Genomic DNA, 14,463 nt, shown 5'->3' with positions numbered 1-14,463 from the left:
CACCGAACACGGCAACCTGCGCCCTCCGTCACTGCGCCGAATCCGAGCTCCGGGCTCTCCCGCGGTGCACGCGACCCAGAGCCGGAGCCGTCGCTTGTCCGCGGAAACAATCAATGGGCCTCACACGCAGAAAGCGCGGGACGCGGCAGCAGGGCATCATGGGCGAAGGAGCAGGAGCGGAGCGGGACCTCGACTTGCGGAAGCCGGCACGACGTATCTGCGCGCTCCTGCGCAGAGCGGCCTCGGCGGACGGGTTGTCGCAGTCTGGCCTCGCCCACGGCACAGCACAGCGGAGGAGGACATCGATGTCGTCGCCGATCACCGACTATCAGGCCAAGTACTACGCGCACGAGCTGCAGCGCAGCTACGCGAACGATCATGTTGGCAAGCTCGCCGGCCTGTTGTTCGACGCCCAGGTGGAGCCGAAGCCGCATCAGATTGATGCTGCCCTGTTCGCGTTGCAAACTCCGTTCTTACCGGGGGTGATCCTCGCTGACGAGGTGGGCCTGGGGAAAACGATCGAGGCGGGCATCGTCATCTCGCAGTACTGGGCGGAGCGACGCCGCACCATCCTGGTCGTTGCCCCGTCGAGTCTGCGCCAGCAGTGGCAGCAGGAGCTGTATGAGAAGTTCCTCATTCCCGCCGCCATCCTCGATTCGAAGTCGGAGGACGGGCTGCTAGCGCAGGCGGGTGGCCGCTCGGCGCAGGTGCTGATCTGCTCATACGAGTTCGCGCTCCGTCACGAGACGTCGCTTCTCAAATCGTGGGACCTCGTGGTCGCGGATGAGGCGCATCGCCTGCGGAACTACTGGACGGGAAAGACCAAAGCTGCCGAGGCAGTCGCACACATCGTGCAGGGTGCGCATAAGACGGTGCTGCTGACAGCGACGCCGCTGCAGAACAAGCTTGAGGAGCTGTATGGCCTGGTGTCGGTCTTCGACCCGGGCTACTTTTACTCGCTCGATGCGTTCCGAGAGCGGTACGTCAAGAACCGTGACCTCGGCGTCGATGACGACCTTGTGGAGCGAGTCGCGACGGTTTCGAAGCGCACGCTACGGCGCGACGGAGACAAGTACGTCCACTTTACCAAGCGGCTGCCGCTGACGGTCGAGTTCACCCCATCGCCAGACGAGGTGCGGCTCTATGACCTGGTGAACGACTACCTGCAGCGAGATGAGTTGTTCGCCTTCGCGGGTAGCCAGCGTCACCTCTCAGCCCTGATCATCCGTAAGCGCCTCGGCTCGTCGACTTACGCCGTCGCCAGCACGCTGGAGAACATCGCGGGTCGTCTCGCGGATGAGGTCGCTACGGGTCAGCGCCGCGACGGCCGCGACGGCCTAGTCGCAGCGGACTTTGCGGCCGACGACGAGATCACGAGTGAGGAATTGGAGGAAGCCGAGGAGATCGAAGGGCCGGGGTCGGGTTCCAGCTTCCGCGCGTCCTCGTTGCCGCTGGACGAGTCGCTATTTGAGGCGATGCGGGCCGAGGTCGCCGAGTTGCGCGAGTACGCCGCGCTTGCCCGCTCGGTTACGGAGAACCAGAAGGCGGTCAAGCTCACAGAGGCACTCGACCTCGGCTTCGAGCGACTCCGTGAGCTTGGCGCCCCGGAGAAAGCCATCATCTTCACCGACTCGACCAAGACGCAGAAGTACATCGCTCGTTCCCTGCGCGAAGCCGGTCGCAGTGACGGGCTCGTCCTGTTCAACGGATCGAACAACTCGCGCGAGCAGACAGCGATCTATCAGAGCTGGCTCAAGGCAAACCAGGACAGCGACCTGATCACCGGCATCGCCGCCGTCGATCGGCGCAAGGCGCTGGTGGATTACTTTCGCACAGAGGGCGCAATCATGATCGCCACCGAGGCAGCGGCCGAAGGCATCAACTTGCAGTTCTGCTCGATGCTCGTTAACTACGACCTGCCGTGGAACCCGCAGCGAGTCGAGCAGCGCATCGGCCGGGTGCACCGCTTCGGACAGAAGCACAACGTCGTAGTCGTCAACTTCTCGAACAAGGGCAACCTCGCCGAACAACGCATCCTGGAACTGCTGACCAACAAGTTCCAGCTGTTCTCCAGCGTGTTCGGCGCCAGCGACGAGGTACTCGGCGCGATCGAGGACGGACTGGACTTCGAGAAGACAATCAGCGACATCCTGACCCGCTGCAGAACCGCCGACGAGCTGGACTCCGCCTTCCGGGAGCTTGAAGGCCAGTACGCGACCGAGATTTCACGCGAGATGGCAAGCGCCAAGGCGAAAGTCTTCGACAACCTTGACCCGCATGTACAGGATCGCCTCAAGGCCTACGACACCCAGTCCGGCGAGGTGCTCAACAAGTTCGAGCGTCTGCTGCTTGCGGTGACCCAGCATGAACTCGCTCGGTTCGCCACCTTCGACGGCGACGGGCGAACGTTCGTGCTTGACGAATCGCCCGTGAAGGGTGCGCCGACTGGGCGGTACTTCTTCAAGTCGCAGCCGCTCGAGAATGCCCACCAATACCGATACGCGAGCCCACTCGCTCAGCACGTCGTCGAGACCTCGAAGTCCCACGACACCCCAGGGCGCGAACTGACCTTCTCGCTCGGCCAGTCGAGTCGTGTCAGCAGCGCAATGAGGGCTCTCGAGGGGGCCAGCGGCGAGCTAACCGTCAGCCTCGCGAATTTCCACACGAAGGCCCGAGACGAGGATGTCTCCGAGTCGTACATGCTCGCCGGCGCCCTGACTGACGACGAGCGCTGGCTCGATGAGGAGTACGTCTCGGACATTCTCGACCTGGCCTGCGTCTCCGTTGGCGAGCAACCGTTGGTGATGAACGAAGGACGGTTCACGCACCACCTTGATACCCGCCGGGCCGAGCTCGCGAAGGAAGTTCAGGGTCGCAACTCCCGCTACCACGACCAGCATGAGGAGCTCATCTATCGCAACCAGCAGGACCAGAAGGCACAGCACGAGGGTGCGATCCGTGACTACCGCGCCAAGGAGAAGGAAGCCCGCAAGCAAGCCCGTCAGGCCAACGATCCGATGGAGCAGCTGCGGCTCAAGAAGGAAGCCCGCAAGTGGGAGCAGCGTGCCGAGGACGCCGACGAGGACTTCCGTGAGACACGCAAGAAGCTTCGGACTGAGGCCGACAAGCACCTCGAACTCATCGAGCAGTCACTTCAGGGAACCCAGGAGACCCGGCACTTGTTCACAATTCGCTGGCGGATCGCTGCCTAGACCACGTCGCATTCTCAAACCCAACACAAATCGTGGAAACCCGAAACATAATCACCCGAATGGATAACGAGATCTACGAGACGCCATCGACTACTCCTAACTTTCAGACCGACTTGGCAGCACAGCTGGCCGATCTAATTCCCGAGGCTATCGCCGACGGTAAGGTGGATATCGAGAAGATCAAGGAATTGCTCGACGGCGACGCGGCCGACAACAGCGAACGGTTTGGGCTCTTCTGGCCCGGCAAGAAGCGCGCGCTTCGTGCCGCGCAGGAGCCGACCACAGCGACGCTCCGCCCCGACTTCGAAAACTCTAAGGACTGGGACACGACTCGGAACGTTTTCATCGAGGGCGACAACCTCGAAGTCCTAAAGATCCTCCAAAAACACTACCACGCAAAGATCAAACTGATCTATATCGATCCTCCGTACAACACCGGCAGGGATTTCGTCTACCCAGACAACTACAAAGAGGGTCTCGAGACATACCTCGAGTGGACGCGTCAAGTCAACGAGGAGGGCAAGAAGGTCACGAGCAATGCCGAGACAGAGGGCCGATTCCACTCCAATTGGCTCAATATGATCTATCCGCGCCTCAAGCTTGCGAGGAATCTGCTCACCGACGACGGAACGATCTTCGTCAGTATCAGCGATCATGAGGTCGACAATCTCCGGAAACTCATGAACGAGGTCTTCGGCGAGTCGAACTACATCGGCCAGATCGCCGTATCCAAGGGCACTACGACAGGACAGGACGCCAACGACATCGGGAGTAGCATCGACTTCCTGCTTGTATACGCCAGAAGCAAAGCGAATTACATACCGAATGGCCTTCCGCTTGACGAAGCCGACATAGCGCGCTTCAACATGGAGGACAATCGCGGCCGGTACAGCGTCTTGCAGTTCCGCAAAACCGGCACGAATGACCGGCGCGAGGATCGCCCAAACCTGTACTACGCGATTACGGCGCCAGATGGCTCAGAAGTCTCTCCGATCGGCCCTGGCGGCTACGACAGTTGTTGGCGTACCGCACGCGAGCAGTTTGAGAAGTGGGACGCAGAAGATATGGTCGTCTGGAAGCACGACACTGATGGGCTCTACAAGCCCTATATCAAATACTACCTTGAAGGCCGAACCAAACAGGTATCCAACTATTGGGACGACATCGAAGGCAATAAGAAGGCCAGCATCACGGTCAAGGAACTGATCGGCAAGAACGTCTTCACCAATCCCAAGCCGGTCGGCCTCATCAAGAAGATCCTGCACATCGCGACCGATAGCGACTCGCTCGTTCTCGACTTCTTCTCCGGATCCGCCACGACAGCGCACGCCGTGATGCAACTCAACCTCGAGGACGGCGGAAGCCGGCGGCACATCCAGGTTCAGCTCCCTGAGCCGACTCCTGAAGATTCGGCGGCTCGCAAAGCTGGCTACGAGACCATCGCGGGTGTTGCGCGTGCGCGTATGAACGTCGCAGGCAACAGAATCGCGTCAAGCCTGTCAAGTCAGCTTGAGGATGGCTCGACGCCCCTCGACGTCGGCTTCCGCTCCTACAGGCTCGCCGATACGAACTTCTCCAAGTGGCAGCTGTCGAGCGATGTTGAGGAGGACGTGCTGCAGCAACACCTGCTCGATCTTCGTGAAAGTGCGACCGACGACGCCACCGCCGATGATCTGCTCACCGAGATCCTGCTCAGGCAGGGCTACTCGCTGACCGAGGCCGTGTCGCCCGCTGAGATTGGCGGCCTCGCCGTTCGGCTTGTTCGTGACCGTGATGGCGACGTCGCCGTGCTGGCGTACTTGAACGAGCACACGAAGCCGACGCTGGAGCAACTCCGTGCGCTCGTCGACGAGTCTCCGACGCGGATCATCGTGCTGGAGGATGCATTCCAGGGCGACGACGAACTGAAGACCAACCTGGCCCAGCTCGCGAAGAGCAACGGCATTGAGCTCTGGACTACGTGATGAGCGGATCAGGGTTCCAGTTCGACGCCAGTCAGTCGTATCAGTTGGATGCTATTGCGTCAGTGGTCGACCTGTTCGACGGGCAGCCGAAGGATGCGGAGAAGCTGGTCACGACGCTGCGTGGCGCGGCAGTGCTGCGTAACTCGAATCAGGCGGCCCTCGATATCGATATCACGCAAGAGGTTGGAGCGGTCGGAAACAGCCTTGTGCTCGATGGTGGTCTAATCCTCGCGAACCTGCAGCGGGTGCAGGACCGCAACGGCCTCGAGGTTGCGCCGAAGCTCGAAGGTGACGCCCTCGAATTCGACATCGAGATGGAGACCGGCACAGGTAAGACGTACGTCTATCTGCGCACGATCTTTGACCTCGCCGTCCGATATAACTTCACAAAGTTCGTGATCCTGGTGCCGAACGTCGCAATCCGCGAGGGCGTTAGCACGAGCATCCGGCTCATGCGGGAGCACTTCGAGAACCTCTACAAGCCTCACGGCATCACCTTCGATTCCTCGATTTACAGCGGCAAGAGCGCCGAGGAGGTGCAGTCGTTCGCAACGTCGACGAACGTGCAGATCCTCATCATGACCATCGACTCGATCCGTGGCAACGCGAACACTCGCATCATCCACCAGACCCGCGACAAGCTGAACGGCCTGCGCCCCATCGACTATCTGAAGGCGACCCACCCGGTTGTCATCATGGACGAGCCGCAGAACATGGAGTCGCAGCTCTCGCAGTCGGCGGCCGGTGACCTGGGCCCCGTGTTCACGCTGCGCTACAGCGCAACCCACAAGAGGCAGCGCAACTTGGTCTATCGCCTCGATCCGGTCGACGCCCACGATCTTGGCCTCGTGAAGCAGATCGTTGTGGCCGAGGTACAGCAGCAGGGTGCGGACGCGACGCCATACATCAAGCTCGTCGAGGTACGGCGAGAGCCGTCGTGGTCAGCTCGTCTTGAGCTGTCCTGCCGCAAAGCCGATGGCTCCCTCGAACGGCGCGTCGTGGGCGTCAGGCGGCACCAAGAGCTGTCGGATGCGCGCGTCACCAACAACCCGGTCTACGAGGGCTGGCGCATCAACGAGATAAGCATCGAGCCCGCCTACGTCGACCTCACCGCGCACGGCTTTCTCTACGAGGGCGAGAGCATTGGCGCCTCGACCGGAGCGATCTACAAGGAGATGATCCGCGAGACCGTTCGTGAGCACCTGCGCAAGGAGTCGATGCTGCGCGCCAAGGGCATCAAGGTGCTCAGCCTGTTCTTCGTCAACAAGGTCGCCAGCTACTTGGGCAACGGCACAAACAACGCCGACGCCAGTGGTGAGTTCGTGCAGTGGTTCGATGAGGTCTTTATCGAGGAGCGGGCGAGGTCCGCGAGATACCAGGAGCTGTTACCGCAGGCGCCGAGCGAGCTTCGCAGAGCCTACTTCTCCCAGATCAAGCGCGGTAAAAGGACGACCTTCCAAGACTCCACCGGCGCGACCCGGGCCGATGACGACGCCTATGAACTGATAATGCAGCAGAAGGAACTGCTGCTCGACGAGACCGAGCCCGTGCGCTTCATCTTCAGCCACTCTGCCCTACGCGAGGGCTGGGATAACCCGAACATTTTCCAGATCTGCACCCTGCGCGAGATGGGTGCAGAGACCGAACGTCGCCAGACCCTTGGCCGCGGCCTGCGCCTCCCCGTCGCAAAGACCAAGGACGGCTACACGCGAGTCGCCGACTCAGGCGTCGCGACGCTCACCGTCGTCGCGAACGAGTCATACACGAAGTTCGCGGACTCGCTTCAGAAGGAGTACAAGGAGGCCGGAGTTGAGATCGGCCGAGTACGCAAAAGCGAATTCTCGAAGATCCCCTTGCCGGACGAGGCCGGTGCGCTCACCGACGACCAATTCGGCTACAAGCGATCCGTAGTTGTATGGGATCATCTTAGTGAAAAGGGGTTCATCGACAAGGACGGTGCGGTTACCCCGAAGTTCCAGCCGAACCAGCTCGGCTTTGACCTGGGCCTGCCAGTCGACTTCGCGTGGGCACAGTCGATCGTCATCGAACTGATCGGGCACGCGAACATCGGAAAGTACGTCAAACCGGTCAGCAAACGTCAGCCGCGCGTACTTAACAAGCAACTCTACGCGACCGCGCAGTTCGAGGAGTTCTGGGAAGCGATCAGCCAAAGGACCTCGTACCGGGTCAAGGTGGAACGCGAGCAGCTGATCGGAAACGCCGTCGGCGCGATCCGCGAGGCACCGACGATTGATGCCTTGCGCATCCAGGTCACGCGCGCGGGCGTCAAAGTACTGCGCGGCGGCGCCAAGGGCCAAGAGCTCGGCACCCGCTCGGCAGATCTCAAGGGCAGCTACGACCTGCCGGACATCGTCACGGAACTGCAGGAGGCGACCTCCCTCACCCGCAAGACCATCGTCGACATCCTGATCGGCAGCGGCCGGCTGGGCGAGTTCATCGGCAACCCGAACGACTTCATCGCAATGGCCAAGCGAGTCCTGCAGACCGAGCTGGCGAAGATCGTGGTCGAAGGCATCCAGTACGAGCGGATCGCCGGTTCCGTCTACGAGCTTCGCGAGCTGCAGAAGGACGGCGAGGATGAGAAGGAACGCTTCCTCGACCAGATGTACAAGGTGCAGCACTCGCAGAAGACGGACTTCGACTATGTGGTCTTCGACTCCGACGTCGAGCGGCAGTTCGCTGCGCTGCTCGACTCGCGCGAGGACGTCAAACTGTTCATGAAGCTTCCCGCGAAGTTCAAGATCGACACTCCCGTCGGTCCGTACAACCCCGACTGGGCGATCATCAAGCAGGAGGACGGCGAGGACCGCATCTACATGATCCGCGAGACGAAGAGCACGCTCGACGGCTCGAAGCTCCGGCCGACTGAACTCTCGAAGATTAAGTCAGCCAAGCGCCACTTCGAAGCCATCGGGATCGACAACTACTCGCGAGCAGTACCGGGAGCGTGGAAGCTATGACGCAGCGTGACGGGGCATCGAACTCACTGATCAAGATCGTCTACTTCGACGAGGAGTCCGCGTCGGACTATCTGGACATCTCGGCGGGGGGCAAGACAGGAACTACGAGCGAGCGGGTTCAGGAGCGGTCTAGGGAAACACACGCCAAGGTTGAGGCGGGCCTGATGGCGAAGTTAAGTTGGCTTCCTTTCCTCGGCGCTTCCGGCGAACTTAGTGCTGGCGCAGGAGCCTCGGCCGCCGGAAAGAGCATCCTTAGCAAAACGCTGTCGAATACGATCCTGACCGACTACCTCGTGAATGCAGATGTGGATCCTCGGGTGGTCCAGTTGCGCGGACTCCGGTTGACCGCTCCCGAGGACTCGATGGCGTACATCAAGATGTTCACTCCCTACATGGTCATGCTCAAGATGGACGACCTCCCGGTCGACCTGGCACGGATGGACGACGTCCTCATTGGAGCCAAGGGCTACTACGAACTACTCGGCCGAGATTCTGGCGGCTCGAAATGCGTGCTGCGGTTTAATATCCAAGCGTTCCGGAACAATTACGGTCTTACGGACTTGGGACGGATGCGCCTAGTATTTCAGGGCGTCCTGGTTGGGCAAACCTCAGAGCATGCGCTCGGTATGCAGGCTGAGATGTCTGGGGGCTCGGGCGAAGCGCAGTTGACAGCTGCCGAACTCGTGGATGGCGCCTCCGCGCAGGACAAGGAGCTTCTCGACGTTTACGATGTCATCCTTGCTGGGGTCGAGCATGTCGGGTGACACAAAGGTCACCATCTACTACGGCCCGCTGTCATGGCTCCAAGAACAGCTTGGTTCGGAGAAGCATAAGTACCTGCTAGACATCATCACGGAGCAGGACGCGGCACGACGCCGCATCACCCATGCCGTTGAGGGTCAGACGCTGCCAGCGGATGAGGAGGTCGAGCGTCGACCGAAGCGGCTTGTAGCCGAATCGGCGGATTACGCGAGCGTACAAGAGCACGCGATCATGAATTTCGTCGGCCTCATTCGCTCGATTAACCCTAAGCAACTGGTGCTACACAACCCGCCCGCGCACATCCACTTGCAACTTGCCCGCGAGTTTTCGATCGAGGTGAAGCGTTACGCCTATCCGGCAGTGACTCGAGACACGCTTGTCAGGTTTCGCGACGGATTTGCAGGCCACCTTGTGGGTCAGTCGGCGGTTAAGGAGTCGCTGCTGGCCGCTATGTACCCTTTGACTACTGACCGACGAACTACGCCCGTCGTTCTCATGTTCTACGGCCCCTCGGGCGTCGGCAAGACCGAAAGCGCTCAGTTCCTTAACGAATTGCTCGGTGGCACACTTCTGCGCAAACAATTCTCCATGTTCCACAACGATAAATTCGCTTCGTATTTATTCGGCGGCACTCACTCCGAGGATTCATTAGCGCGCGATCTTCTCGACCGTGAATCTGGCGTGATCCTGATCGACGAGTTCGATAAGGCGAACCCCGTCTTCCACAGCGCCTTTTACCAACTATTCGATGGCGGAGTGTTCGAGGATAAAAACTATACCGTCGAGGTCGGGCCGTCGTTGATTATCTGCACCTCCAACTACGGCACCGAGGACGCCATCCGGCAGGCACTTGGTGACGCCCTTTACTCACGGTTTGACGCCCTAATTGAGTTCAAGGCGCTCACGAAGGACGAGATTCGAGACGTCATCGAACGTCTCGTGGACGATCGCTTCAGCAATTTGGCCCCAGACGAGCAGGCGCGACTAACGCCGAACGCTCTAAAAACGATCCTGTATCCGCTCGCAGACAAGTCCGGCAATGTTCGAAAACTCGGCAAACTGGTCGACGAGGTGATCTCGCTCCTGCTGGTTCGAGCACTGCTCAGCGAGGTATAGGTCTTATCCACACCCCGTATGAAGCCGGGAAACTGCCAAATTGACGGCCATGTCTTCCCGGCGTGTTGCTCGAACGCGTGTCGTCGCGCGTTCGAGCGCGACGGCGCTAGGTCCTCGCCTCGCGCTCGGCGATCCGCTCGCGCGCGGCGCTCACGTGGGCGTCCACTTCGCGACTGAACTGATCGAGACTCCATCCGGCTTTCGAGCGGACGCGCTCGTGCGTCAACGCGTCGATGCGCTTGTCGAGGTCGTCGAAGCGGTCCAGGAGCAGCAGCAGCTCGCTTAACATGTCCTCGCGCCCCGGCACGGACATGAAGTCCTCCGCGTGCTCCCAGAAGAACGTGTGCGCTAGGCGGTTACGCGCCTTGAGCGCCGCGTTCAGCTCGGCTGCCAACTTCGGATCGTTCTCGACCAGGCGCCGGAACTTCTTGAGCAGCGGTCCGAGGGTGAGCGCGTAGTTAGCCTCCCAAAGCGTGTCGTACAGCTCGGCAAAGCGGTCCGGGTCGCGCTCGCCGGTGATGACCGCTTCGGCGAAGGTGGTGGTGGTGACGATCCCCTTCTCGAGTACCTGCGCTTTATAGACAGTGAGGCCGAACTGCGCGTAAACCTCACGGACCTGGTAGTCCTCGTCGTCGAGGTCGTCCTCACGGCTGATCGGCGGCCTCTCCTGCACACCGCAATTATCCGACCGCCGTTCCTTATGCGCCGACGCTGGCTTTGTCGGCGAGGTTGTGCGGCACCTCGTTTGCCTCAAGTGGCCCCGGGTCGCGCGACGGCCCAGAACCAGGGGATCGGCGGTGCCCGGCACATCGCAGTACTGGGCACCGTCCGAGTGTCACGCAGAGGCGGGAGCCTCGGCACTGGCCCTGACGATGACCAAGCGCAGGCTCAAGAAGTGGTCGCATCGTCAACCCCTTCTCGCCACACACGTCTTTCATTCCCGCGCTGACGCGCGTGAGCCCCGCGCGCTGGGAGCGCCTGCGTACCTCCCTCCTGACGAGACCGCCCGGATCTCGCCTGAGCGGGAGGTCGGCGGCCGTGGTCGTGACGATGCACAAGGTGACGTCGGCGAACGGCGTCGAATACCTGCTCAAGTCGGTTGCCGTCGGTGACGGGGATCGGCGGCTCAGTTCGCCGATGACTCGGTACTACACCGAGGCGGGGACGCCGCCCGGTCGATGGCTCGGCAGCGGCGTCGCGCTGCTCGGGTACCGCTCCACGCCGCGGCTGCGCGTCGGCGAGGTCGTCACCGAGGACGCGCTTCGCCTCCTACTCGGTGAAGGTCGCGACCCACTGACCGGCGAGCAGCTCGGCAGGACGCCCGCCCGCTACGTCGAGCCGCCGCGCCATCGCGGTGATCGCCGCGGTCCGTCCGCCTCCACCGCGCCGCGACGGCAGGCGGTGGCGGGGTTCGACTTCACCTTCTCGCCGCCGAAGTCCGTGAGCGCTCTGTGGGCGGTCGCTGATGCCGGGACGCAGTCGCTGATCGCGCAGGCGCATCACGCTGCAGTCGCTGACGTACTCGATCTGCTCGAGCGGCGGGTCGCCGTCACTCGAATCGGGACGAACGGCGTCGCACGGGTACCGGTGCCCGGGGTGATTGCCGCGGCGTTCGACCACTACGAGTCCCGCGCCGGCGACCCGCAACTGCACACACATGCCGTGATCGCGAACCATGTCCTTGGCCCGGATGGGGTGTGGCGGACGCTGTTCGGGAACCCGCTGCACAAGGCGACGGTCGCGCTGTCCGAGACGTACGACGCAGTGCTGATGGATCGCCTCCACCGTGACCTCGGCGTCGAGTGGGCGCGGGTCGATCGTGGCCGTGACCGGAACGCCGGGCTCGAGATCGCCGGCGTCCCAAAGGAGCTGCGCACAGCGTTCTCCAGTCGCACTACCGGGCGCGGGACGAGTGCGGGGATCGATACCCGGAAGGCGGAGTTGATCGCCGACTACGTCGACCGGCACGGCCGGCAGCCGTCGGCGCGGGTCGTGATCCGGCTGCGGCAGCAGGCGACGCTCGAAACGCGCCCCGCGAAGACGATTCGGTCACTCGCTGACTCGACGCGCGCCTGGCGCGCGCAGGCGAGCGAGGTGCTCGGCGAGGACGCGACCACCTGGGCACAGACGCTTCTCGCTGGAAGCCGCATCGCACGGCAGCTTTGTGGCGACGATCTCGCTCCCGAGGTCCTCGACGATCTCGCAGCGACGGTCCTTCAGGAAGTCGGCGAGAAGCGCGCGGTGTGGGGGCACTGGAACCTCTGGGCCGAAGCGGCACGGCAGACCGCCGAGGTACGCTTCGCATCGGCGATCGACCGCGAGATGGTGCTCGACGCCCTCGTCGGGCGGGCGGAGAACGCGTCGCTGCGCCTCACACCGAAGTACGAGCGAGACTCCCCCGGCGTGTTCCGGCTCGCGGACGGGTCGTCGGCATTCTCGCCGCGCCCGGAGGTGGCCTACTCGTCGCAGGCGCTGCTCGACGCCGAGAGCCGGCTGCTCGACGCGACCACAGCACCATCGACGCAGCTCGGCTTGGACCGGGTCGAGCCGTTCACGCTGCTCCCGGACGCGGACGCGGACGGGTTCGCCCTCTCCGCGGACCAGGCGGTGGCGGTGAACCGGATCGCGACCTCCGGCCGGGCACTCGACGTGCTTGTCGGACCCGCCGGCGCGGGAAAAACGACCGCGCTGCGGGTGCTGCGCGCCGCGTGGGAGGCGTCCCGGGGAACTGGGGCGGTGATCGGTCTGGCGCCGTCGGCCGCGGCAGCGGAGGTGCTCGGCGACGCGCTCGGGATCCCGACGGAGAACACGGCCAAGTGGTCGCACGAGTGCGCCGCCGGCCGGTGGGACCTTCGCCCCGGGCAGCTCGTCATCGTCGACGAGGCGTCGCTGGCCGGGACCCTGATGCTCGACCGGCTCGTCACCCACGCACGGGAGACCGGGGCGAAGGTGCTGCTCGTCGGGGACTGGGCGCAGCTCTCCGCCGTCGAGAGCGGAGGTGCATTCGGGCTGATCGCGCGCACGATCGAGGATGCGTCCGAACTCACCGACGTGCGTCGCTTCCGGCACGAGTGGGAGAAGACCGCGACCCTCGGCCTTCGCACCGGCGCACCCGATGCCATCCAGACCTACGCCCAGCACGGCCGCATCCACGACGCCGACGATCCGACGGAAGCCGCCTTCTCGGCATGGCGGGCCGACACGGAGGCCGGCCGGCGATCTGTCCTGCTCGCGGTCGATTCCGCCACCGTCGCTGAACTCAGCAAGCGGGCACGCACCGAGCGCGTGGCCGCCGGGCACGTGGCGGCCGCAGACCTCCCCCTGCATGATGGCAACACGGTCGGGGTCGGCGACGTGATCGTGACGAGGCGCAACGACCGGCGGCTGCTCGCCGGACGCGGCTGGGTGAAGAACGGCGACCGCTGGCAGGTAGTCCATGGCTTTGAGGACGGTGCGCTGACCGTGCGTCGTATCGCGGGGAACGGCCGGACGGGCGGGGCCGTCACTCTGCCGGCCGACTACGTCGCGCAGCACGTCGAGCTCGGCTACGCCAGCACCGTCCACCGCGCCCAAGGCCTCACCGTCGATACCTCGCACGCCGTCATCGATACCGCCACCGCGACCCGCGAACTCCTCTACGTCGCGATGACCCGCGGCGCCGACGCCAACCACGTCTACGTCGCGACGGACTCCCCCATCGACGACCATCTGCCGCGCGAGCCTGCACGATCCGCGGAAGCCAGGCTGGCCGAGGTGCTTGCTCGGGTCGGCGCCGAGCCGACCGCGACCGAGACGCTGCACCTCGCAGTCCGCGAATACACGTCGCTGTCCACACTGATCCGCGAGTACGAGACCATCGCCGCGCACGCGGTCTCCATCGGCATCGCTCGCTGGCCGCGACACTCCGGCTTGCACCGCACCCGCATCGCGGACCTCATCACGATTCCCATTGGGACGCTGCCCGCGGACTACGCGACAGCTCTGCAACAGCGGGAGCGCGCCATCCTCGCCGCCGCCCGGCAGACGTCGACCGCAGCGGTCGACGCTCGAGAACCGTGGACGCGCGGAGCCTCACCGCGAATGCTCGAGACCATGGCGATCTACCGCGCCAAGTACGCGATCACCGACCCGACCTCGCTCGGCACGCCGCCGCAGCCCGGCGATCGCCTGCAGGCGCGGGACTATCAACTGGTCCGGCGCGCTCGCGTCACCTCGCCCCGCAGCGCCTCCGCTCCGCACAGCCCTGCGGCCGCGGGCCGAGGACTCGAGCGGTAGAGGGCTCCATGTTGCCGACGACCCGCAACGAGCAATCGTTCCGCGCGATCGGATCAGTGACTACGCCGGGCCCATAGTTACAGTTCGGCGCAAAGTATTACCAAGCGCAGGGGTTTGCTAGCTCGCGGCGAGTTCGAGACGCTGCACCCGGTC

Annotated in this window: 7 protein-coding genes; 6 read left to right on the top strand and 1 reads right to left on the bottom strand. The window is 63.2% G+C overall.

Annotation, left to right across the window (positions count from 1 at the left end; translation table 11 throughout):
* The first annotated feature begins 305 nt into the window (after positions 1 to 305).
* The 5 genes from ACFE7H_RS04150 to ACFE7H_RS04130 all read left to right on the top strand — a co-directional run bounded on the left by ACFE7H_RS04150 (position 306) and on the right by ACFE7H_RS04130 (position 10,035).
* Complete coding sequence (locus tag ACFE7H_RS04150) at positions 306 to 3,212, top strand: SNF2-related protein (RefSeq protein WP_375399955.1); 2,907 nt, start codon at positions 306 to 308, stop codon at positions 3,210 to 3,212.
* Between the two features lie 59 nt (positions 3,213 to 3,271).
* Positions 3,272 to 5,176, top strand: a complete 1,905-nt coding sequence (locus tag ACFE7H_RS04145; protein ID WP_375399954.1) for a site-specific DNA-methyltransferase — start codon at positions 3,272 to 3,274, stop codon at positions 5,174 to 5,176.
* A 62-nt stretch (positions 5,177 to 5,238) separates the two neighbouring features.
* Positions 5,239 to 8,157 (top strand): DEAD/DEAH box helicase family protein, encoded by a 2,919-nt coding sequence (locus ACFE7H_RS04140; RefSeq protein WP_375399953.1) that lies wholly within the window; start codon positions 5,239 to 5,241, stop codon positions 8,155 to 8,157.
* Positions 8,154 to 8,921, top strand: a complete 768-nt coding sequence (locus tag ACFE7H_RS04135) for a DUF6414 family protein (protein WP_375399952.1) — start codon at positions 8,154 to 8,156, stop codon at positions 8,919 to 8,921. The genes ACFE7H_RS04140 and ACFE7H_RS04135 overlap by 4 nt, the downstream gene beginning before the upstream one ends.
* Positions 8,896 to 10,035, top strand: coding sequence for an AAA family ATPase (locus ACFE7H_RS04130; RefSeq protein ID WP_375399951.1), 1,140 nt, complete (start codon positions 8,896 to 8,898; stop codon positions 10,033 to 10,035). Before ACFE7H_RS04135 ends, ACFE7H_RS04130 begins: the two co-directional genes overlap by 26 nt.
* Before the next feature lie 106 nt (positions 10,036 to 10,141).
* Here the strand turns inward: ACFE7H_RS04130 and ACFE7H_RS04125 are convergent, their stop codons facing one another.
* A complete protein-coding gene (locus tag ACFE7H_RS04125) occupies positions 10,142 to 10,708 on the bottom strand; it encodes a hypothetical protein (RefSeq protein ID WP_375399950.1) in 567 nt (188 codons plus the stop codon).
* 365 nt (positions 10,709 to 11,073) lie between these two features.
* On the opposite strand from ACFE7H_RS04125, the gene mobF reads away from it, so the two are divergent.
* Complete coding sequence (gene mobF / locus ACFE7H_RS04120; RefSeq protein ID WP_375399949.1) at positions 11,074 to 14,310, top strand: MobF family relaxase; 3,237 nt, start codon at positions 11,074 to 11,076, stop codon at positions 14,308 to 14,310.
* Positions 14,311 to 14,463: the final 153 nt, after the last annotated feature.

This window comes from uncultured Amnibacterium sp. (assembly GCF_964250715.1).
Lineage (GTDB): Bacteria > Actinomycetota > Actinomycetes > Actinomycetales > Microbacteriaceae > Amnibacterium.
This window is presented reverse-complemented; position numbering and strand designations above follow the sequence as displayed.

Excerpts from the sequence above, each read along its gene's own strand:
- ACFE7H_RS04150 (WP_375399955.1), top strand. The coding sequence starts at position 306 with ATGTCGTCGCCGATCACCGACTATCAGGCCAAGTACTACGCGCACGAG.
- ACFE7H_RS04145 (WP_375399954.1), top strand. The coding sequence starts at position 3,272 with ATGGATAACGAGATCTACGAGACGCCATCGACTACTCCTAACTTTCAG.
- ACFE7H_RS04135 (WP_375399952.1), top strand. The coding sequence starts at position 8,154 with ATGACGCAGCGTGACGGGGCATCGAACTCACTGATCAAGATCGTCTAC.